Origin of the sequence: Oceanibium sediminis (genome assembly GCF_003265325.1) — a bacterium.
Lineage (GTDB): Bacteria > Pseudomonadota > Alphaproteobacteria > Rhodobacterales > Rhodobacteraceae > Halovulum > Halovulum sediminis.
In genome coordinates, this window is record NZ_QGNX01000014.1 from 1 (window position 1) to 22,314 (window position 22,314).

Consider the following 22,314-nt stretch of genomic DNA (forward strand, 5'->3'; position numbering starts at 1 on the left):
CGCCCAAGGGAGCCCACCGCGTAGCCGTTGTGCGTGCCGCCGTTCTCGACGGCCGTCTAACTGGTGCGTACCAAAGAGCAGCCGCATAACCCCCAGGTTTTGCCCACTCCCTATTTAAGGGCAAAGGACAGCCGATGTTTTCGTTGAATTTCCCATCTCACAATTATGGGCTACGCGACACCAAGGGACTTCCCGCCCGGTTTTGCCGAGCGGTGTGCGGTGGAAGGTGGCGAGATCGGCGAAGTTGTGGTTCGTGATCGCTGCCTTTCGGCTGCGCGCCCCGGTGTTCCCGGGATGCTGCGCCATGAAATGCGCCCGTGCTCCGAAGGCTTCCGAGATCAGGTTGATGCCGGAGGTGGCGGAGATGTTGCGGATCTCGGCCGCGATATCGTCAAGCGCCGTCTGTGTGCGGGCATAGACCGCCACGGTCATGTGGTGCTCACCGAAGATCAGGCGTTTGGATTCCAGATCGTCCTGCGCGAGTTCCAACTCCTGCGCGAGGCTGACGGCACCGTCATTGGCGGCCTCCATAAGCCGCAGCTGCCGCTTGATCCGGCCCGCCATGATGTTGGCGTTGATCGGCACAAAGGAGTGCGTGACCACCATGTCGACGGGCAGATTCAACTCGTCGAGCATCAGGCTATCGGTCTTGGCGGGGTAGTTCTTCACCGCGAAGATCGCACCGAGCTTGTCGCCGACGGCACCATCGGACAGCGCAATGGTCGTGCCGCAGAAGGTGACGCGGGTATTTGCGACGTCCTCGGCGATCACACCGAGGCGCGACCGGGGGAAGAGCGGGTGCTCCTCGCCTGTGTTGAGTGAACCGAGGAAGCCCAGAAGCTCGCCGGTGCTTGCGGCCAGCAGGCGGGGCTTCAGCTCATCGAAGGAGGACAGCAGAAACCCCACAACCTCGTCGAGCTTGCGCAAGCGGCGGGTGGTGTCGGCCGCGTGTCGCGAGCGAGACGCCCCAAGTCCGAACGGCAAGCGGCTGCCGGTCTCAGGTCGCTTCAGCACCGTCAGGGTCAGCGTCTTGTCGCGCAAACCCGCGCGGCCGAGATGCGCGTGCCATCGTTCGTCGACGGCAGCCGCAAACCCTTCGCCCGGAACGGGCGGCAGGGTCACATCGACCGCTTTCGAGACCTTGTGCAGGTAGAATGAGAACTCGGTCCCGACCTGCGCCACGATGCCAGCCAGCAACCCTCCGATCCGGTCGAGATGCCCGTCCTCGCTCGTGGTGCTGTTCACCCCCTCGAGCCTGATGCATTGCATCAGTTCGTTGCCGCGTGTCCGGATCGTCCGGTCGGTGACGAGGCTCACGTAGGGCAGCATCGACGAGAGCCGCTTCTCGCCCCTGACCCATGCGGGCAACGCAGTCAGCGGATCGAGCGCCTCTGCGACGTCATTGGCGAGTCGATCACGGGGCATAGCTGTCGCCTCCGTGGAGCTTGCGGTTCGTCGTGGGCGGGGTTTCCTGCAGGGTGATCACCAGGACATCGAGGAAGTTCGGATCCCAGTCTGCGGCTTTCCAAAGCGCCGGCCAGGCCAAGCCCGCGAAGACGGCCACCACCCAGCTCTGCACCCAGAGGAACAGAAGCGTCGAGCCGAAGAGCCAGACCATGGCGTACATGATCGGCAAGCCCATCAGCTTGGGTGGCCTGAGAAGACCGATGAACACGCGGGACTGGTCAGCCATGGATGGAGCTCAGGTGGTCCAGATGGCGGCGACGATGGTGGGTGCTGCGGCGATGCCCGCGATTGCAACCACGACCCAAAGCGCCTGACGAAAGTCGAGGATGCCAAAGAGCCAAGAAAGGAACACCCCGATCAGTGCGAGCGTGCCAATCACGATCCCCAAGGGACCGGTGATCGCATCGACAATGCCTTGAAGTAGGGTCTGTACCGGCGAGAGGTCGATGCTCTGTGCAAGCGCTGGACCCGCCAGCACGATAAGGGCCATCGCGCCGAGCGCGACGATCGAAGGTCTCGATGTCATGAAAGATCTCCTCTGAGCCGCTCAAACACGGCAGTCACACGGGCCACATGCCCTTGGGTTTCGCGAAAAGGGGGAATGCCGCCGTGGCGTGTGACCGCCTCCGGACCAGCGTTGTATGCCGCAAGGGCCAGAGAGCCCTCGCCGAACTGGTCGAGCATCATCAGCAGGTAGCGGGCTGATCCGTCGAGATTCTGCGCAATGTCATGTGGGTCCACGCCGAGGTCGCGGGCGGTATCCGGCATAAGCTGCCCGAGGCCTATGGCACCGACAGGGCTACGTGCAGCCGGATTGTATGCGCTCTCGACTTCAATGTTGGCTCGGTAAAGGAGCGCCCAATCTGTGACGGAAAGCCCCGCGCGACGCAGCGCACCATGCCCGGCATACCGTAGCGCCGTGGTCTCGATCGCATGGAGGATTTCTGGGGTGGCGCGGGCGGCGGATCGAGCCGGGATCGCTGTCTCGCTCGTTGCGTCAGGAACGCGAGGTTCTGCGAAGAGAAAAAGGCGCCCGTTTGCCTCTTGAGAAGAGGAAATCAATTGGCCGTCTGGGCCAACCGAAAAGATGAAACCGTCGGCCAGGGCCGGGGGCGCGGAACAAACGCCTGTACCCAAAGCAACGACGAGCGCAGTTGCGCGGTCAGCTGCCTTTGACCGGAGGCGCGGCATGGCGCTCGCGGCCACCTTCTTCAAGTGGGATGCTCGCGGTCGTACAGCCCATGTCGGCCAGGAAACTGACAAGACCAACGATGGTTTTGAAGTCGCGGAGCTTGAGGACGCTTCGGCTGGTGACGAGCATTTTATCGTCACGCCCATCAGTGGCGACGGCGCGGATGACCCACGAGCCGTACCAGCTGTTATGGCGCTTCTCCGCTCTCTCCTTGCAGACCACCTCAATGAGGTAGCCCTCGGCGAGCAAGCCGCGCAGTCCGTCTTCGGTGACCACATTCGGTGCTTCTTCTATCATGACCTCCCCTGGGCCCTCCTCATCATGAGTATCGGCCCGCGGGACATTTCCACACGGGCGATACAAGACAACATAATTGACTGCAAGACGATTTATTTGAGTTGACGAACCGTCTTTGGTTGCAATAGGTAGCTACCGCACGAAACCATAAATTTGAAGTGGCAAAGGAGTTTTGCCCTGCGCATTTTTTGTGCATTTCGATACGGTTTGCTTGGTCTTGTTGTGCCTCTCGCGTCGATTGGCCAAATCGCCAATGCATGTACCGCGCCGGAACGGCCCTTCCTGCCTGAGCGGTCCGAAGACATTCGAGAATATGCCGATCTGCTCCGTTCTGATTTCGAGGGGTACATCGCCGACATACAAGAATACTTCCGCTGCTTGGACGCCGAGCGCCAACGCGCGTTTCACGAGGCACAGGAGGTTAGCCGGGACTATGGAAGGCTGGTCGCGATATTGGAATGACTCTTCATCGTCTCCATGTTGGAGACTTTGAAAGCAGACACTATATGAATTTAATGTCCGCATAAGCGGACATTAAAGCGTCAAAGCCTTCTCCAGATCGTCGTGCTCGAAAGCACTTTCCAGATAGTCGAGCTCGCGTGCCGGAGCCCCGACCTGATGCGCAACTTCGCGCCACGTCGCTGTCGCTCTTGCCACTTCAGTGACGATTTCCCGGGCGTGTTGGGTGCGGAGGCCGAATTCAGGTGCCACGGCCAACACCAGGTCAATGTCACAGGTCCCGTCGTCGAAATCGATCCGTGTCTGCAGGACACGCGGCTTTTCCAACTGGGATGTCGGGTTGATGTCGAACGCCGGCGACAGCCGCCATCCAGCTGGCCCATCCCATAGAAACCCGTGATTGCGCATATGGTCGTCGGTATTCGACACCAGAACAGTGAAGACAAGGCGGCGATAGAGTTCTTCACGATCCCTGGCAGCCTGGCTGCCAGTCCTGGTGATCGCGTCTACGATCTCGAGATAGCTGCCAGATACGCCATCCCGGTTCTGGGTCATGGTCATGGCTGACATATACGGGATGCGTTCGCCTGCTGCGCGTCGGTCAAACCGGGCGCTCAGATAGACCGGCTGATCACCAATGTTTGCCAGAGAGTGGTCAGCCATGGTCAGGCCGGCCCGATCTGCCAATCGTGCGGCAACCTCCTCCCAGCGTTCCTTGCTGTAATCGTCGTCAGCCTTGGGAAACTTGGCGATCGAGAGCTTGCCCTGCACATCATAGACCGAGCATTTTGGGCGTGCTCCGCCAAGAGATGCCCCAGGCGCAAAAATGAGATCGAGGTCCTCGTCCCGTTCTTCGCCAGCTTCGAACCGCCCGACTGCGTCGAGAAGACGCTGGAGCGCGATATACCCCGGAACGCCATCTTGGATGGGTGCAGCATAGTCGGCATCGCCACGCCATCGCAGCCGCAAGGCTCCGATGCGGCTGACATCGGAGACACCCATAAGATAATCCGTCTCGAACAAGGTTCGAACCGGTCGTTCCTCCCGCGCAGCGCGGCGCCGTTCCCGACGCCGCATCAAGGCACGACCCCAGTTGTCTGGGGCACTGTCACCAAGGGCTGGAAACATCTCTCCGTTGCCTGATGGCACAAACGGCCCAGGCGAGAGAGGCACGCCCTGATCAATAGCAAACCGCTCTGGCCGGTTCAGCCAATCGTCCGAGTACTCGAAAACGACGGTTTCGCGCGCCCGGGATGGCACACAACGCATGGTGCCGACAGGCACCAACGCACCATCGAGCTCGATGTCGATTTCGACGACCCGATCTGCCATGGCCTAGCTGCTCTCCTTGGAGCCAGGCTTCTTGCGCGCAAGAACCGCGCGTTTCGGCAAGCGCTCAAGAGCTGCATGTGCACCTTGGGGATCGTTCTTGGCATCAGCGAGATCTGCAAATCCATCCATAAGGTTCAATGCTTGCAGCACAGCCGCATAGATGCCGATGGACACGCCAGCATCACCTTTTTCGATCTTGTGGTAGGTTGAGCGCGCAATACCCGCTCGTTCGGCGACAACAGACGCCGGCAAGCCGCGGCGCAAACGTGCGTCGCGGATATCGGACCCGAGCTTTCGGATCGCCCGCTTGGCTGCGGGGGGCGGAAGGTATGACGCAGGCAATGCCTCTATCCTCGGTCTTATTGCAGCCTTTATGTATGCATAAGTAGACATAAGGCAAGTGATTGAGTCTCGCTGACTGGCTTCTCCGAGCAATTTCCGCATCCAAACCATAGATCCTGAGCCTTCGAGCCGGATATCCCAATCAAAGAAATCCGATTGCTGTCAATCGTGTTGTATTGTATTCGCGCGAATAGTTTTGTGGGGAGTCGATACATGAGACGCCATATCGTGCGGCTGGCGATGGCCGCGACATTGACGCTTTCGGGCCAAGTTCCTCTTGCGACACCCGCAAGTGCCTACCAAGTGGACTGCGCCATCCTGCTCTGTCTTGCTGGTGGCTGGCCAGCATCGGCACCTTGTGCCCATGCTCGAGCCGTATTCATACGCCGGATCACCCCTTGGCCCATCGAGCCGCCGCTCCAGATATGGCGCTGCCCTATGGGGGTGGCGTTCTCTCCTTTGGAAAGCCCCGGACCGGCCGAGCGCCTGTTCGACACCGCATTCCAAGCCACCCTGCCCCGGCAGTCCTTCCCGGACGACGGACAGGTGATCAAGGTTCAAACCACAGATGGCGCCGACATCGACATCTCAGGCGACGCCTTTGATTTCGTGCGCAGCATTCGCGTCTATCACATCCAGTACCGCCAGCACGAGAACCGAGATGGTGACTGCAATCGCAGCGACTCCACGCGATTGGGGTCCTACGGCGTGCAAGGCGATTACCGATGGACAAGATCCAACGTGGGCCAAGTGCCGGCTGCATCTGGCCTGAGCATTCCGAATGGATGCGGCAGCTACTTCTACCGCTCCGTCTTCGTCGACTGGCGTGATCACGCCGGGAACTATGGTTCTGAAGAAGTTCGCTACTGACAAAATCTGTGCGCGGTTTTGCCGCGCGCGTCATCTCAACCCCGCACGGGAGGCTGTGCAAAACCCCTGAAAAGGAGACGACGCCAGACCGTGAAGCCTGACGCCGTGCTAGAAAACTCCGTGAACAAGAGTTTCCTAGCGCACCGCTAAAACACCTGCAACCAGCAAAGTTGTTTTGCTGGCAAGAATGTTGTTGTCTCACGACATGGCGTCGGATCTCCAAGGAGACCTCGACCATGGAACCTACGACCGGCCTGATCCTGCGACGGATTACGCAGACAAATCTCTCTGTTGCAGCGCACAAGCTTGCCACCCTCATCCTCGACGCCATCGCCTGGAAGGATGGCTACAACGGTTTGTCGCGCGGAACGGCAGCCTTCACCCTCTCGGCCCTGGCGGAGAAGATGGGTGTCTCACGGCAGTATCTTACGGTTCTTCTGAACGAACTTGAGGGGTCGGAGTTGCAGCTCGAGCGGGCGAAGCCGAATGGCAAGTTTGCGCCCTGGATCTTTCGGTTTTCCGCCTTTGACGAGGAGAGTGAAACCCATGATCTCGTGTCAGGTGAAGGCGACACATCACTATCTAGAGATAATAATAACAAAACTATCTTCTCAGGGCTGATCGAAATCACCGAGAGTTCGAACGTCTTTCAGACCAGTTGGGCAGAGCTCATCAAAGCCGCGAAGGCCACGTTACCCTGCTGGAACATCGACACCCAGGTCATTTGGGATCGCTTCCTCGCCTTCAACCGGTCCCGAGGCAACGGCAGGGTGCCGGCCGGCTTCCTGCTTGGCTTCATGCGTCGATGGCGAAATTCGTTGGGAACTCCAACTCGTCCCGTGGTCAAGCCGCCCGCGAGACCAATAACGGACCCTAAAGAGCGCGAATTGCTGAAACAGATGCAAGCCGCGCCGACTGCGAACCGTCAGTTCCATGCGTCCGACCTGTGTCGTTTGATCGGGCACGCTGCCTACGAAGCGCGGGTACTCGATGTGATCCGCAAGTTTGGGTGCCAGAGGTTTTCAGCGACGTTGGCAGTGCACGGGCGAGCGGTGTTGGCTGGGGAGATATCCAGGTGACAGATAGACTCGAAGAAAGATCCCGCGGCGCTGGTAATCGTTCCGTCAGCGGCATGATACGACTGATCTCAAAACACTACGCGAGTTCGTGTTCCCGAAGTGCTCCTTGGATCAAGTGTTTAAGAGCCTCTACATGCGTTTGCGACGAGCCAGTGACGTCCATCGTAGCTACTAGGAGGCTGTCCTCCGCGCCTTCGCTTGCAATCGCGTAGCGCGTGCGGATCGGATCGGGCGGCAGATCGCCGTGGTGTGGATAGAGCAGCATGACGTTCGGGCACCGATAGAGTTGGCTGTAGGCCATCAATTGATACACATCAGCCTGGCTAACGCCCTGCTTTGGATCGTCGATGCGCGGTGCCATCCTTTTCCATTTCGTGTCGATGACAAGCACGGTTCGATCGCCCTGCCGGATGATGAGATCTGGTTTGGTCCGAAACCGACCTGTACCGCCTTCGAATAGGCAATCTCGATGACCGCCTTGCGCTGCGACACGGTATCCGCTGCCTGCTAGGGCGCGGGTGACCAGTCTGGCAACGTATTGTTCGAACAAGGCATTCATCTCGAACAAGAGCGCATGACCATCAATAGCTCCAGCAGTGGTCTGTTGATGCCGGTCTGTGAGGAGTAGCCGGGCAAACGAAAGAAGTTCACTCCACCGCTGATTTGTGCGATCCAGAGTGATCTGGTCCCATCGCAACGCAGGGATGGAAACCTCGCTCACATCGGCATAGGCAAAGCCAAGCTCGCGCAGGATACGCTGGTTGTCGGGCGCCTGTGCCAGATGCTGCAAGCGCGTCACGGCGGCGCGCATCACCTGGTTGAGCGGTATATCAGAAGACAGTTCATCGTATCGACAGGCTAGCCTCTGCGGTGCGACCGCATGGCGAGAAAACTGGCGGGTGACATCGAGCCTGCCGCGGAGGGCAGGTAGGTCGTCCGCATGATCAAGATAACGGCGCGGCAATCCCATTCGCACAGCTTCCATCAGGCGGGCGCAAAAAAGCCGGATCAACAATTCCAGTATGGTGTCCTTCTGCCATCCGAGCTGGGCCAGCGATCCTGCATCAATGCGCAGATCGTGAACAACCGCCAGCATGTGGATCAGGCGGCGACGCAGAGCATCATCGGAAGCCTCGCGCTCACCAAGGCCTTCGATCTTCGGAAGGATCTCCAATTGACAGCCTTGCGTGACGATTACGCCGACCACGCCGCGGGCCCGCAGGCCTTTGCGGCCGTGTTCGAGTACACCTTCTCCACCGCGTCCCGCGAAGGTCGAGCGTGCCGCAACGGCGGCAATCCGATCAGCTTCCGCCTGCGGGATGGTCGTGTCGTCGTCCCCATAGCCGATGCGCTGCCATTCTCGGAGAGTGCGGCGGATCATGAACCAAGCAACCTCGCGTACTCGAAGCCGTCTTCAGCACTCCGCACATCCCATCTGAAACGCGGCATCGCCTCGCCATTGTCGAGGCCCGGGGGCGCTTTCAGAACAGACCTATTGAGGAAGCCACCCTTAATCGGTCCGTCATGAGTCTCCAGATCGCCCAGGACCGCAGCGATTTTGCCCCAGTCTTCGAAGAAGTATTCAGCCAGCAGCGGGATAACCTTGTGCCGCATCACTTCGTCCACGTCGGCTCGGGTGTCGCAGCCGGTAAAGTATGCGTGGCCGATCTGGTGGTCACGATCGTACAGATACTCAATGCGTTCATTAATGATTGCCAGAAGGCTAGGCAGGTCGATCCCGGTGCGGGCCGCGGCCTCCTTTAGAACTGCCGCATTTGGCATCATCTCGCGGAATGTGAACCGACGCCGAAGCGCAGTATCGAGCAGGGCGATCGAGCGGTCGGCCGTGTTCATGGTGCCAACGATGTGCAAATTCGATGGAACACCAAACTCGTCCCCGGAATAGGGAAGGCGCACCTTCAGCTGGTTCGGCTGACCGAGCCGCTTGTCCGCTTCCAAAAGCGTAATTAGCTCGCCAAAAACCTTGGAAATATTGGCGCGGTTTATCTCGTCGATGATCAGGACAAAGGGCTCGGGATCAGTTGGCCCCTCTTTTTGCTGGCTGTTCATGTAGCGCTCAAGGGCAGGCACGTTCAGTTCAGCGTCATACAGCAGGTAAATTGATTTCATCGAGAAACGCCGGGAGTAGATTTCTCCGACCGGCACGCCTTCGCGGTCGATCCAGAGCCAACGGACTGCACGACGATGGGCGTATCCGCCGCCGGGACGGGGAGCGAATTCGTAGCCGCCGGTAAACTCTCCGATGGCCCGGAACAGTCCGTTGCCCTTCGACACGATAATGATGTCACCTTCTCGAACCCAGTTCCGAAAGATGAAGGGCATCTGCACCACGCCGGATCGGGCATCCACGTTGCCGTCTTGGTCACCCTGGGCCTTGCAGGCCTTGATGATCCCGTCTCGGCTTTCGAATTTCTCGTCCGACCAGTCGATATCTCCGAAACCAAGGAGGGTGTAGCCGCCCTTAATCGCTTCCTCAAAGAGATACGCGTCTTCCGGGTTGTTGGCCTCACCAATCGACATCTTGAAGACTTGCCGGCCTTCGACACGTATCGAGTCCTCGCCAGATGAATGCCCACGGCTGGTCTCCGCGCGTTTCGAAATGCGCCGGAAAATGCCCGGAACGGTTTCCAACCGGAACCCGGCTGTGGAAGTGTCCTCTCCATCGTCCGCGCCTGTCATCGGCTGTCGTCCCTCGACGAACTCTTCATAAGCCATCGACTGATGAAACGTGACGAACTCGATCCGACCCGCGGCGAGCAGTCCCTGATAGGCTTCCATCAGCTCGTCGCGATCTTCTGGCACAGGCTCCCCGCACAATTTGACGGCCTCAGCCGCAGTACTGAAGGTTTTCCCTGTGCCAGGCGGACCAAAGAGAATAAGATTGGTAGCTGTGGGACGCTCATCCTGTTGGGCAATGGCCATGGTATTTTCTACCTGTTTTGTCGGTTGTTGAACGCTGCCACTGGCAGGCACACCAATTTTTTTCGCTATGTCGGGATCAAGTTGGTATCGAACGAGCTTTTCTCCACCGTAGGTCAAATAGTTGACCGTGCCGCCGGCGATGGCTTTGACTCTCGAAGCAAGCCCGTCCACGAGCATTGCCCGCGCGACCTCTACCATGTCTTCAGTTTCGATCGCTTCGTCCACTTTGTTGCCCGCACCCTTGGGCTTGATCCGATAGGCTGAAACTCCGTTGGACCGATTGAAATTCTTCACTGGTTGGAACGGATTTCCAGCGGGATCAAATAGCGTGAATGGTCGTTCGTTTTGTGACGTCGCCGACTCGTCGAGCCCAAAGCGAAACACAGTGGCCGAGCTTTGGTCGGCCCCAATCCGCTCCGGAGCACTGACCTGTGCGAGGTCCTGGAAAATCTTTCCCGCCAAGGCCTGACAAATGTTTGGCCAGGCTTCATTCAGATTGAGCGCCGTGTTGACGTCACGAACAAGCACGTCGACATGGGATGTACCTTCTTCACGGGCCGGCTCGATATACTCTTCCAGCACGTGTTGGCGAATTCGATCTGCATCCTTTGCGGCTCCAGGCGGTTCGCCTGCAATGAACCGACCGTATTGCGCCAACCAGCTGCTCCAATTCGACAGACGGTTGAGCGGCTTTTCGGAATCCGGCATCAGGATTCGATAGTCTTCACCTCCTGAACGAGCGTCGTCACGCATCGCTTTGAGACGTTCCCTGAGTCCCGCAAATTGATCGGCCTTCCAAGCTTCCTCAAGGTTCTCGTAGGGCATGCCAAGCACGGCAAGGTTTCGCTCTATGGTTCGAACGGCGTACGTCCTCGAGTTTCGCCCCGCTTCGGTTTGTGCGCCACCCTGTTCTAACCAGGCCTTAAATTCATTGTCGTTCAACGGCTTCTCCCAAACTCAGTTCTACGAATTTTAATGCTCTTTTCTGGCTGGGTTATTTCACGTGAGGACTTCCTGCGGCACCCGGGAAAGCGAAAGTGTTCCTTCGCTCATCCAGTTGATCGCTATTCCTTTGAGCTGTTTATCCGGCCACTCCTTTCGGATCAGCTCTGCATATGCCGCGAGCTGAGGTAGATAGGTTGCGTAACGTGCCTCAGGATCCGGGCAGGCCCCGGATTTGTGGTCGACGATTAGCAGGCCGTTCTGGCCTTCGGCCAGCAAATCGATGATCGCATTGGTCTCAGAACCATCGGCCGCCACTTCCTGAACAGGAAGTTCGAAATGTAAACGATCAAAGCCCTGATCAGAAAGCCAAGAGGTTAGAGCCCTGGCCTGCGCTTCAATCTCCCCAAGAGTGTCTTTCGGCAGGCCGGTCGCGGCTTCCAGCTGATTTGCCTTGTCTGGGTGTTGGACGAGGACGCGCAGAGCAAGATGCCAGGCGGTTCCTCGCGCCGCAGGATCGGCCAATGCGCGATCTGAGATAGGTGATGCAAGATTGTAGGTAGTCAGATGGCTTGCTGGTTCGTCGATTGGGTTGGCGAAAGTCGATGGGCTCCGTCGCCACGCAGTCTTGCCAGTCAGACTCAACACCCGTCGCTCGCCGAAGAGTGCATACCCAACATTTTCAATGATTCCTGCCGAGTCGGGGCTTTCGACATTGCCGTCGAAGATTCGAGCCTCAAACGCGCGTCCGCACAGAGAGATTTCGCCGTCGTCTACCGTAAGACCGGCGTGATCCCGTAGAATATCTATCATTCGTTCGGGTTGCGTGCGGGCCGTCCTCCGTTCCTTAGGGAGAACCAAGATCAGTATATCCCGAGCGCGCGTCAGTGCGACGTAGAGCTTGCGAGCGGCATCTTTCATATCTTCGGGATGCCGCGCGTCAGCAAAGGCTTGCTGGCTCTCCGGGGCTGCGAAGTCCGGGAGGAAGCCTAGTCCAGCGTTGTCCAGCACACTCGCAAGATGATCAAAGCTCTCGAACTCTGCACGCAACGTTCCAGGTCGCTCAGCAATACTTTGATCGAGGCCGGCCACGAATGTAATCGGCCATTCCCGACCTTTTGCTGAATGCCATGTACAAATTTCAACGCCGCTGCCTGACCAGGCGTCGCGGTCCGGGTGGCGATCCCAGTCTCTATCCGTCTGCCCTGAAATCCAACCCAGGAAAATCTGCATATTGCTGCCATGGAAGCCTGCCGCGGCGCGCAACCCGGGCAACATCCTGTCAAACTCCTGCGCTTCTCCATCCAGGCGGGCCAAATCCGCCAGCGCCTGCGTTGCATCGGACATGCCTGCAGCCCATTCTCGTAAACCGGTGGTCTGCAACACCAAGGCAACCGCATCAGCGGTAGGAAGCGTTTCGATTGATTGGTTCAACCCTCGTAGGGTTTCCAATGACTGATGTGTGTCCAGTACTCCATCCACGGCGTTGCGAAGAGCATCCTCCATCGCCATTCGAGGTGGCCCGAGCGTTAGCCACGTGAGTGCCGCGTATTTATCTCCGGGGTCAGACGCGTAGGCCAACGCCGCGCGCGCTGCACGCATAGCGGGTGCGCCCAGCCAGCCCGCCTGCTGAATGCGGACAGGAATGCCATGTGCCTCAAGTGCTGCGGCGACGCTGCTGGCATGACCGTGGGTGTAACAGAGCACGGCGATGTCTTCTGGACGAACAGCACGAAGCTCTTCTCGCGCTTTGTCGAACACTTGTTTTCCATCAGCCAGAAGATCGGCGACGCGGTTGGCGATGCTGGGAGCCCCATTTACGAAGTCACTTCGCGGCAAATTCAGAACTTCGAATGCCGTCTCACCGGTCTCAGCCCTCACTGGCGAAAGCGCATCATAGTTATCTGGGAAGAGTGTTGGCCCAAGCGTGTTCACAAGTTCCATGATCCGCGGATCGGATCGCCAGTTGCGGTCAAGCGGTGCAATAACATCCGGATTGGCCGTTTGAAGTGCTGCTGACAGCCGGGCATCTGCGCCCTGAAATCCCATGATCGACTGTTTGGTGTCTCCAACGATGAGTGCATGCTTGGCGCTACAAGCCAGCCGCCAAAGTAGGGCGAACTGAACCGGGTTAGTGTCTTGGAACTCATCGATCACCACACAATCGATCTCGCCAAGAACCGATTGCAGGATTGCGGGGTCTTTCCGCAGCAAGGTTTCGGTTTCGACGATCATGTCGGCATAATCGATGAGTCCTGCTTCCCGTTTCGCGGCCTGATAGGCGGCGAGAACCTCCTGTGCACCGGTCACAATTGCGGTGAGATGGGCGCGAGCATCCTCCAGAGGCCCCGGATGGCGTGGCAAGAAATCTGCAGCGGTGACCACGGCAGCTGCACGTTCATCGTAGCCCTCAGGGGTTTGTGAGCCCCGCTTCGACTGACGAAGATTTCTCAGTTTTTGCCATAGCTTCCAGTCGCCCTCCAAAACACCGGGCCCCAAAGCGCGGCGCAGGTCTTTGTGGTTGCCGGAAAAGTCCTTCACGGCAGACGCATTGCCTTGGAATTGATTTGCAAGATTGTGCGGAAATGCATCCAGAAGAGACTGCACAGCCCGTCTCAATGCATCTGTCAAAGCTGTTCCATTAGCTTCGCATTCACCATAGCCATCGGTCAATTCCGCCAGTGCAGAGTTCAGAATATCCGGAGAACCACCTCGCTCGCCCAAGCCTCGGATCAGATCGACAGTTTGCAGGAGTTTCGCGCGGAATTTCTCCTCGGCACTCATGCCTGTCTGCGGATCCCAAGCATAACCAAATCGAGCCAAGTCAACCATCAACGGCTTCAACGCCTCACAACGCCCCATCTCCAAGCGGATAAGAAGATCGCGCTCGGGCTCTGTCAGAAGACGGCTCTCGGGGGAGCGCCTGCCGGCGAAGGCATGTTCTGTCAGAAGCCGCTGTCCTAAAGCGTGGATAGTACCGATGTATGCTCGGTCAATTTCAAGCGCATCCCCGATGCGCCCCCGCGCCATCAATGCGCCGCGGATACGATCGCGCATCTCCGAAGCAGCAGCTTCTGTGAAGGTCACAGCCAAGATCCTGCTGGCGGCAATCTCACCACCCACCACCCAATCGGCAAGCGTTTCCTTGATGCGATGGGTTTTCCCGGCCCCTGCTCCGGCAGGTACAAGCGTGAGATGTGTCATGCCTGGTCCTCCTCGGGCAAAGTGAAGGCCGCAACCAGCGGATTGCCTTCGAGTGCGTACGCTTTGATACCGCGCTCTTTCTCGAACCGCTTGGCATCTCCCTCTCGGTTTAATCGCACTGTACCAGCACCAACCTCTGCGACGGCATCCGCGAGATGCGACATTGCATTCTCAGAGACATCTCGGGAGGCAGCTTCGACACGGGCAAGGCCCGCTCCAAGGTCATCGGACAAAACCGTCGCGTCGCGTGTTGTGTGATAGGCGGTGACGATTTGCGCTCCATCGTCGACCAGTCGCGTCAGCGCGGTCTCTTCGTTGGGGCGCTCCAGCATAGCGCGATAGAGTGCGACTTGTAGGTCCCAGCCCTTTGACATGCGGTCGCGGCGATTGCCGGCTCCTGATCTCTTGTGATCAACAACGAGAATCCGCCCGTCCGGCAACTGTAGGAGGCAGTCGGCCTTGCCATGCAAGAGCAGTCCACCGTGATCCCCGGCAAGATTGATTTCGTTGTGCAAAATGGTCGCGCCAGTTTCGTTCAAGAATCCGGCCCAAGTTCTTGCGACGTCAAGTGCCTCGCCCAAGAGGGATTGACGTTCTGTAGCCCAAGATGCGCCGCTGAGCCATCTTGCGTGTTTCTTGATCGCTGCATCGAGGATATCGGGCAGTGTTGCTTCCAAAGCGTCAATCGCCGAGACTGGCGCGTTTTCAGGGAAGGCGTCTTCGAGGACCTGATGTATAATTGTCCCGAGGGTCATGACATCGAGGGTTTCTGGTGCCCAGGTGCGGTCTTTCGCATCGAGCTCGTCGAGCAACCAGGCCAAGGGGCTCACAAGCAGGGATTCAAGACGCGAGGGCGATTGCGGCAGCATCCGCCCCGCATCATCATGCCGGATGCGGAGAAGATCGATGCCCGGTTTGTCTGGTGTGCCAAGACCACGGTTGAGCCGCAGAATACCATCTTCCGGGAGTTCAGCTCTGAACCCGTGCGAAAGGTGGGGCGTTACATGCCATGCCACGGGCCATTGATCACGCGGTAGAGCTCGAACGTCCTGCATAAGGTCTGTTGGTTTCTCAAACCTGAGCATATGGCTGATCAAGGCCAAGCCGGTGGAAGGCGACAATGGTTCTCCGAGCAGATTTTTCGCCGGTGCGAGGAGTGTCAAACCTTCTGTCCCTGCGCAAAGTTGACGGCGGAAGAGTTCCAGTCCACGCGCGAGCTTCTCGCGGCGGCCCTTAAGTTGCAGTCCGGTATTCTGGCGGATCAGAGCAACTTCAGCCTCGGTGAAGAAAGGATCCGACCCAGGGCTACGTGGCCAGCGGTTGCCGTTCATCCCCAGCACAAGTAGCTGGCGAACGGGCCGCCACGGAAGTGTATTCTCTGTGAAGAGCGATACCCCTTCCACAAACCGTTGATGTCCAGTGGCGTCAACCTGGTGTGGAACCGCCAGCTTGTGAAGCAGTGCCCAGTCGAGCTTTTCGCGGGTTACTGCGCGCAAGGGCGCAATGCGCGGTTGCAAGTCCGTATTTGGTAGAGATTTATCGATCGCGCCCAGACGCGCGAACAATTGCTCCGGAGTATGCGATGGTTGCAGCGCTTCCAGCAACTCCTTCGCTGATCCAGTCAACTGAGAGGCCGTCTTGGACCAGCCGTAATCCATTACTTCACGGGCCATTTGATGACCAACGTCGCGCGTCCATGGCATCAAAGGAGAGATGTAAAGGGATGCCAGCGCCGTGCGCGGTGCAGGCACGGACAACAGGACCAGCAGGAGCGAAAGAAGTTCGCCTGTCAGGTCTCTCCTGGCCGCTTCCTCCGGCGCACCCGCAAGCGGCAGACCGAGTCGTTCGCAGCCTTCCTGCATTGCCAACATGTAGGCGGTGTCGTCGGGCACCAAGAACCCTATTTCGCCAGGGCCATCAACGCAGCCGTCATCAAGCATGCGTTGGGCAAGTGCCGCTGCAAATTGTGCTTCTTCTCTCGGATCACGCAGCCCGAAACAGGACACGGTGGAATCACGTTCGACAGGATTCGTCGCCGCACCCAAGTGATTTTGGACAATGCCGTAGCAACCAACTGCTGACCCATCACCTCGCGGCTGGCGCTGCATCCAACTTGTCAGAACTGCTTCGGGTGCAGCGCCGTGTTGGCGTGTCAGAGCTTCCGCTAGGGCAGCTTCTGCCGCATCAGCGTGTGGACACGGCGACGGATCAAGGATTGGCAGCGGCTCGAGTGCATCTTTCGCTTCAGAACAGATCACACGCGCCCATGCCGCCAATGGCTCAGGCAAACTGCCCAAGTCCTTCCAAAGTTCTTTCAACGCAGCGAGGTGTGTTTTCGCACGACATTCTGGCAATGCCGAAACATCGAGTTCAGTAGGACTGAGGCTATGCGTTGAACGAGCGACAGCTGTGAGAGCTGCCTCGACGGCTCGCGTTGTCTCTGCGGGAGCGGCCTCAAAGCTTGCGCTCCAAGGTGCGTTCCGTCCTTCGAGAGTGGCCAGCAAGTCTAGATCGCGGGATTTCGGAGCGAGATAGGTCTCTCGAAGCAGGTCGTCCGTCACATAGCGCACGGCCCCGGTAATGGGGTTGGCAGTTAGTAAGGGATCGATACGCATGGGCACTCTCGAGAATCGGTTATCTGGGCGGTAATGCAATATTAGGAACTAAGGGTGGCAATTTCTGTCATGGTAGTGAAGGGAAGTCACTTCGTCGATACGCCTCCACAAGTTCTCGGAGTTCTTTCGGCGCGATGACCTCAACTTGGTTTCCCCATTGGTAAAGATGCCAGGCCATCTCCAAATGACCGGAGGCGACAAATCTGACGAGGACGGATCCATCGGGCTGGTCTGAAGCACTCTGGTTTGGGTGAAAGACGAAGCGCCGCGCCGTTTCCGCAGCTTCAGGCGCAAACCGCCATGTTACCTCGCCATATTCCTCATCCGAGTGGTAGGAGCCGAAAGACAGAGCAGCGAATGAATCCAGATGAAATTCTGGATCTCGTGCAAAACTCTGGCCCGTAATGCTGACCTCTTCGATACGATCCAGACGGAACCGGCGCATCACTTGGTTTCCATCGACTGGCTTAGCAACAAGGTACTGTCGGACACCAAGAAGAACGCCATAGGGTTGAACGACTCTCACGCGCGGTCGCGGATCGTCAGCCCCGCGATATGAGAGCTTCAGTTCCCAAGGGGCCCGCAAAGCTTCTGTCACCGTCCCAAGCAATTCCATGTTGGTGACGGACCGAGGCCCGGGGCGAGATGCAAATCCTTGCGCTTCGAGCAAGGCCTCAGCATCCGCTTCGGTGCGTCTGGCATGGCTTGCGGGCATTGCTGCAAGCAGTCTATCTCGCAAAGCGCGGGTGTTTTTTGCATCTTCGAGCGCGCCATCGCGAAGCGCGCGTTTCTCTGCCATTTCGAGTGCGGCCAATTCACTGTCGCGTAGTCCTTGGGCCTGCAGCCATCGAGGATCACTGCGGGGCAAATGCCAGCGGCGGCGGCGCTGATTATCTTCGGTGACGCTAACCTGAGGAAACACTGCTTCAAAAGCACGCATCATGCGCTGTGCGGTTCTGTGGTCACAGCCGAACTCGTCCGTCACGTCCTGCAATCGGATTCCATCATACCGCGACGTCGCCATGTCAGCGACGCGCAACAGATTGGCAGCTTTTGAGAAAGTCATTCTGACGGCCTCATTTCCGGTTTGCGTTTGCTGTAATATCGCAGCATGACAATTTCTGTCATGCTGACACATTGGAGCCATCCCGCAAACCCTGAGAAACGACTTTCAGATGTCGAGAGACCACATTCGATATCGCCCCTGCCCGGTCACTTCGCGGATCAAACCGCTTGCCTCCTGTCGCGTTACCCTTAAATCTGAGACACGGCGGGGAGCGGGCAAATGGTGGGGGTCGTTGGAGGTCACGCGGCTCTTTGGTAGGCGCCGGTTAGCCGGCCGTCGAGAACGGCGGCGCGGACAACGGCCACGCGGTGGGCTCCCTTGGGCGACCATCTCATGCGGCGGCGCTTTCCCATGCGGGTGTTGCCGATGTCGTCTACACAGCCCTCGGCCCGAGATGAAGAAATCGGAAGACCCGCGCGGTACCGCCGACCATAGTCGGTCAGGCTGTCCATGTTGTTCGCAAGGTAGGAATACAGATCCCGACACCGGGCTTGTACGCGTTGGGCTGCTTCAGCCGCCATGCGATCATCTGTATTCAGCCGCGCACAATCGACCATCAACCATTGCAGACTGGTCGTGGCCGTCATGACTTTCCCATGCCACAGGTACCATCGCAGCGTTTCGGCCGGGCGTTTGAACAGCACTGGAATGCCGGAGAAGCCCCCGATCTGCAGCAGGCCCTTTACCGCGTTCTCGACGTGCTGAATACGCATCGAGATATGCCACCAGTCGAGGATGTGGCGGACCTTTCCACCGACGGCGTCGCGCACGAGGTTCGGTAACGCGGGTTCCCCGTCCGAAATCACCGTGACCACCTTTCCATGATCCCAACCGAGAGCCCTCAAGTCCTTGCGAAGCTGGCAGGCTGGCGACAGCACCGCCTGCTGAACAAGGCCGAAACGGCGGCACTTGTCGTGGCTTTCGATCTTGCCGACCACAACATCGAGGTGTCGTTTCTGGTATTCCGGCCTGCATCGGATATGTGCGCCGTCCACGAAGACCGTCACCCCGGGCGCATCTTCGGTGGCCTCCGCAAGCACCGGCTCAGTCAGTTCGCTATCGCAGATGTCCCGTGCGACTTTGCCAAGACGGTTCCGCACCGACGTATTCACCTGCTTCGCACAAGGCAGAAAGGTTTCCAGGATGCGCGCCGCTTCCCGGAAGGAATGTCGTGCCCCGAATTCAGCCTGAAGGCGTTGTAGTTCCGGGGTCGAGCGATCCGGGAAAAAGTGGGCGAGAGGCGAAAGCGGCCCGCCCAGGACGCCGTCCGACCGAGCATTGCAGCCGCAGCGGCGAATGCGCGGTGCCTTGACCTGGAACCTGCCGAAGAGCGTGTCGAGCATCCTCGATCGATAATCATGGATGGCTCGCACCGTGCCGCAGTCAGGACAGATCCTGCCGGCTTCGGAAATTTCCTCGATCTGGTCGCGCAGGATCGCTTTCTGCAATTGCCCAAGGATCGTCTTCGCATCTTCGAGCAGCAACCCAAACCCCTCAGGCTGGGTGCGCCGAAACGGGCGGGATAAACAGCCGAGACGATGCCTCTTTGTGGTTCCGTTCTCGAAGGTCGTCTCGACAATAATCCGCACGTCCATGGCAGTTCCCCTCTCCTTGAACCACCAGCATACACAGACACCCCCAGGTTTTGCCCACTCCCCCCGCTCCCAGTTCCGGCAGTTCATGATTGGCCACGCTCCGGCTGTGGTGGTGATGGAGGCATGTGGCAGCGCATCCTACTGGGCGCGTGAATTTGCAAAGCTCGGCCACGAGGTAAAGCTGATCGCCCCGCAATACGTGCGTCCTTTCGTGAAACGACAGAAGAACGACGCGGCCGATGCCGAAGCGATCGTGATAGCGGCGCAGCGCCCTGAGATGCGCTTTGTTGAGCCGAAATCCGAAGCGCAGCAGGCGCAGGCAGTTCTTTTCCGGGCCCGGGAACGCCTCGTTCGCCAGCGTACGGAATTGGTGAACGCGCTGCGCGGCGTACTCTACGAGTTCGGCCAGTCGATTCCTCAGGGGATAAGTCAGCTCAAGCGCATTGAGGCGATCTTGAAGGGTCCGAGCAGCGACTTACCAGCCATCGTCCACGAAGAATGCCGCGACCTGCTGGAGCAGATAGTCGAAAAGACTGCCCGCATAGACGTCAAAACGGCGAAGGCCAAGCTTCTGGCAGAACAAACCGACACGGCGAGGAGGCTGCAGACGATGCCAGGGGTTGGCCCATTAACATCGCTTGCGATCGAGGCTTTCGCGCCAGACATGGCCTCTTTCCGGCGCGGACGAGACTTCGCCGCCTGGTTGGGCCTCGTCCCGCGCCAGTATTCGTCAGGCGGGAAGGATCGCCTCGGACGAATGTCGAAAGCCGGACAAGCCGACATTCGACGGCTCCTGATAATAGGGGCGATGTCGCGCATGAACTGGCTGGGGCGCAGGTCAATTGCAGAAGGGTCATGGCTCGCCCGAATGATGGCAAGAAAGCCCAGGATGCTGGTCGCGATCGCATTGGCCAACAAGATGGCGCGTGCCATCTGGGCGATGATGACGAAAAACGAGGTTTATCGAGAACCGGCGCAGGCGGCAACTGTATCAGCCTGACGCCGGCAAAGAAGGTGTGAGAAGTCAATGACCTGCATGGGCACATGATCGAAAAGATCAGGATCGGAAAAACCAGCGTATCCGCAAGGACATCGAAGTCCGCGATGGAGATTTGGATCTGATCCGCAGATCACCATACCGGCCCGCGGCTTCTGGAAACGCCGCAACCAAAGGCCTCACAGAAGACCGCGCTCGATCACTTGGCCAAGAAGTCAGAAACTCCTTGCATCACGGGCGGCAACCACAGAAGCGGATACCACCGCCGAAGCCGCGTCGAAACAAAGATGCACTGCGTGAAACTGCTGGGCCAGTCACTGATGCCTCGAGACTTCGACCGCCAGGTCGCCGAGCTTCAGGTCCGCATCGCCGTCCTGAACGGCTACACCGCGCTCGGCATACCCGTCACTGTGGCCGTAGGATAAGTCCGTCCGGGGAAAGGGCAACCCCGGCCATCAGCAGATTTGTGCAACAGAGCCGCACTGACCGAAAAGGACATGCGCCGCATGAACCGCTATCTGGCTGCTCTGCGAGAGCTGCGGGACGCGGAAGCCTGAAGGGAAAAATCCGGGGATCACTGGCGCGCGGCCAGCACATCGAAGAAATCTTCAGCCAGCAGCTCATCATGCCTTTCGGGCATCGAATTTGCCTCTGTTGAGCGCGGCTCGACGATCCGCCACATTCGGTATCGTCCCTGCCCCGTAACCTCCCGAATGAGGCCCTGCTCGTCCATCCAGTCGATGTTGCGCTGAACCGTTGCCCGATGCGTGCCTGTCAGTTTCTCGGCCATCTGTACTGAGACCAGCGGCCAGCTTGCGAAGAGGTTCCGCAGCATCGGTGGCGTCTTGCCCGAGAGGGGAGCCATCGCGCGCTCTGCGGCAGCCGCCCAAGCCTCGATCTCCTCGAGTCGGCGCAGGGCTGCGAATGTCGCGCTCTCCATCGCGTTCAGCCAGCGCGCTAACCGGGCGGGCGGGTCCCCGATCGCGCGGAAGCCCCCTCCCCCGCCCATGGCGATGGGGGCGAAGATCGCGCCGGGCGCGCTCCCCGACGGCGCGAGATCGGCGATCGCGACACGCGCAGCCGTCACTGCGGCCTCCAGCGGGTCATCGACCGGTGAAAGCTCCGCGACGTGCCAGAGATGAAAACCCATGCAGGCCCGCGCTACGGGGTGGAGGTCTTCGGCCTGATCCATCATCGCGAGCCATCCGGCGGCCCGGTCATCGAAGGCTTCCCGCTCTGCCATCTCGACCATGCGCGAGGGAGCCTTAGCCTCGTCGAGACGCTCCCCCTGCCCCGGACGGGCGCGCCGATCAAGGAAGGTCTCGAGGTCGCCCACACCTGACCGACGCGCCAACGGCGCGGGTCCGCCGATCAGTCGCCGCATGGTCCAGCCGATCCGGTACAGCGCCTGCGCATCATCCGTTACTGTCGAAACCCGCAGCGTCATGTAGAGTGACAGCCGTTCGAGTCCAATCCGGTCCTGCGTCAACCAGCTGAGATCCGCGGCTTCGATCAGGGCGAGCCGTTGCCGCCAGCCAGCCGGGCCGCGGCGCAGGCGTTCATCGAGGATCCCCAGGCGCGCAGCAACACGGGCGAGCTGCGCCGCCTGCCCGGCCTCGGCCGCGCGCCAGGCATCAACGACATCGGATTCCTTCGGCTCAGGTGCAGGTCCGGGAGGCAGGTAATCCGGTTCGTCCTCCATCGGCCCTGGCAGGAACCAGAGGTCAGCGTCATCCTGGTCCTCGGACGCCTCCATGTCCTCAAGAGGCACCCCGTCGTCGTCCATGTATGTTTGGCACAATCTGTTCATGCGCGCATTATATGGCCATTATGCGCGCTTGGCGATGGGCTTTGATGGCCTGCGTTTTCCTTCTACTATAGAGGCGCCCGCGGATCCCGTCTTCTTGATCGCGA

At 59.0% G+C, this 22,314-nt stretch carries 15 protein-coding genes and 3 pseudogenes; 4 read left to right on the forward strand and 14 right to left on the reverse strand.

The annotated features are described in order from the left end of the window. Window positions 1-180: 180 nt before the first annotated feature. The 7 genes and pseudogenes from DJ029_RS19580 to DJ029_RS19615 form a co-directional block, all read right to left on the reverse strand. Window positions 181-1,425 (reverse strand): annotated as a pseudogene (locus tag DJ029_RS19580) (VirB4 family type IV secretion/conjugal transfer ATPase); the annotation flags it as partial. Further along, window positions 1,415-1,693, reverse strand: coding sequence for a VirB3 family type IV secretion system protein (locus tag DJ029_RS19585; RefSeq protein WP_009574151.1), 279 nt, complete (start codon window positions 1,691-1,693; stop codon window positions 1,415-1,417). The gene DJ029_RS19585 and the pseudogene DJ029_RS19580, both read right to left, overlap by 11 nt. Before the next feature lie 9 nt (window positions 1,694-1,702). Then, a complete protein-coding gene (locus tag DJ029_RS19590) occupies window positions 1,703-1,993 on the reverse strand; it encodes a TrbC/VirB2 family protein (protein ID WP_054540759.1) in 291 nt (96 codons plus the stop codon). Continuing rightward, window positions 1,990-2,673, reverse strand: coding sequence for a lytic transglycosylase domain-containing protein (locus DJ029_RS19595; protein WP_112324186.1), 684 nt, complete (start codon window positions 2,671-2,673; stop codon window positions 1,990-1,992). Before DJ029_RS19595 ends, DJ029_RS19590 begins: the two co-directional genes overlap by 4 nt. Beyond that, entirely contained in the window at window positions 2,630-2,956 is a 327-nt protein-coding gene (locus tag DJ029_RS19600; RefSeq protein WP_010138156.1) for a hypothetical protein, read from the reverse strand. Before DJ029_RS19600 ends, DJ029_RS19595 begins: the two co-directional genes overlap by 44 nt. Before the next feature lie 534 nt (window positions 2,957-3,490). After that, window positions 3,491-4,747 carry a type II toxin-antitoxin system HipA family toxin gene (locus tag DJ029_RS19610; protein ID WP_112324187.1) on the reverse strand — a complete coding sequence of 419 codons (1,257 nt, stop codon included), beginning with the start codon at window positions 4,745-4,747 and terminating at the stop codon, window positions 3,491-3,493. A gap of 3 nt (window positions 4,748-4,750) precedes the next feature. Then, window positions 4,751-5,089, reverse strand: coding sequence for a helix-turn-helix domain-containing protein (locus DJ029_RS19615; RefSeq protein WP_112324188.1), 339 nt, complete (start codon window positions 5,087-5,089; stop codon window positions 4,751-4,753). Between the two features lie 213 nt (window positions 5,090-5,302). On the opposite strand from DJ029_RS19615, the gene DJ029_RS19620 reads away from it, so the two are divergent. Both DJ029_RS19620 and DJ029_RS19625 read left to right on the forward strand, forming a co-directional pair. Beyond that, on the forward strand, window positions 5,303-5,959 hold the full coding sequence (locus tag DJ029_RS19620; RefSeq protein WP_232823147.1) for a hypothetical protein: 657 nt from the start codon (window positions 5,303-5,305) through the stop codon (window positions 5,957-5,959). 236 nt (window positions 5,960-6,195) lie between these two features. Next, window positions 6,196-7,038: a hypothetical protein gene (locus DJ029_RS19625; RefSeq protein ID WP_112324190.1), complete on the forward strand. Its 843-nt coding sequence runs from the start codon at window positions 6,196-6,198 to the stop codon at window positions 7,036-7,038. Between the two features lie 76 nt (window positions 7,039-7,114). Here DJ029_RS19625 and DJ029_RS19630 read toward each other — a convergent pair whose 3' ends face one another. From DJ029_RS19630 to DJ029_RS19660, 6 genes are all read right to left on the reverse strand, one after another. Then, window positions 7,115-8,419: an McrC family protein gene (locus DJ029_RS19630; RefSeq protein WP_112324191.1), complete on the reverse strand. Its 1,305-nt coding sequence runs from the start codon at window positions 8,417-8,419 to the stop codon at window positions 7,115-7,117. Continuing rightward, window positions 8,416-10,923, reverse strand: coding sequence for an AAA family ATPase (locus DJ029_RS19635; protein WP_198671205.1), 2,508 nt, complete (start codon window positions 10,921-10,923; stop codon window positions 8,416-8,418). Before DJ029_RS19635 ends, DJ029_RS19630 begins: the two co-directional genes overlap by 4 nt. Window positions 10,924-10,980: 57 nt before the next feature. Continuing rightward, on the reverse strand, window positions 10,981-14,127 hold the full coding sequence (locus DJ029_RS19645) for a UvrD-helicase domain-containing protein (RefSeq protein WP_112324192.1): 3,147 nt from the start codon (window positions 14,125-14,127) through the stop codon (window positions 10,981-10,983). Continuing rightward, the gene (locus DJ029_RS19650) at window positions 14,124-16,742 is read right to left on the reverse strand and encodes a RecB family exonuclease (protein WP_112324193.1); all 2,619 of its coding nucleotides are present in this window, start codon (window positions 16,740-16,742) and stop codon (window positions 14,124-14,126) included. Before DJ029_RS19650 ends, DJ029_RS19645 begins: the two co-directional genes overlap by 4 nt. Window positions 16,743-16,809: 67 nt before the next feature. Continuing rightward, window positions 16,810-17,808, reverse strand: coding sequence for a helix-turn-helix transcriptional regulator (locus tag DJ029_RS19655; protein WP_157966458.1), 999 nt, complete (start codon window positions 17,806-17,808; stop codon window positions 16,810-16,812). Window positions 17,809-18,047: 239 nt separating this feature from the next. Next, window positions 18,048-19,403, reverse strand: a complete 1,356-nt coding sequence (locus DJ029_RS19660) for an ISKra4 family transposase (protein ID WP_112324195.1) — start codon at window positions 19,401-19,403, stop codon at window positions 18,048-18,050. A gap of 64 nt (window positions 19,404-19,467) precedes the next feature. Here DJ029_RS19660 and DJ029_RS19665 point away from each other — a divergent pair. Together DJ029_RS19665 and DJ029_RS19670 are read left to right on the forward strand one after the other, a co-directional pair. Further along, window positions 19,468-20,403, forward strand: a pseudogene (locus tag DJ029_RS19665) (IS110 family RNA-guided transposase); the annotation flags it as partial. Window positions 20,404-20,651: 248 nt separating this feature from the next. Beyond that, a pseudogene (locus tag DJ029_RS19670) lies at window positions 20,652-20,825 on the forward strand (IS5/IS1182 family transposase); the annotation flags it as partial. Between the two features lie 149 nt (window positions 20,826-20,974). Here the strand turns inward: DJ029_RS19670 and DJ029_RS19675 are convergent. Further along, window positions 20,975-22,186 (reverse strand): helix-turn-helix domain-containing protein, encoded by a 1,212-nt coding sequence (locus tag DJ029_RS19675; protein WP_112324196.1) that lies wholly within the window; start codon window positions 22,184-22,186, stop codon window positions 20,975-20,977. Between the last annotated feature and the right edge of the window lie 128 nt (window positions 22,187-22,314).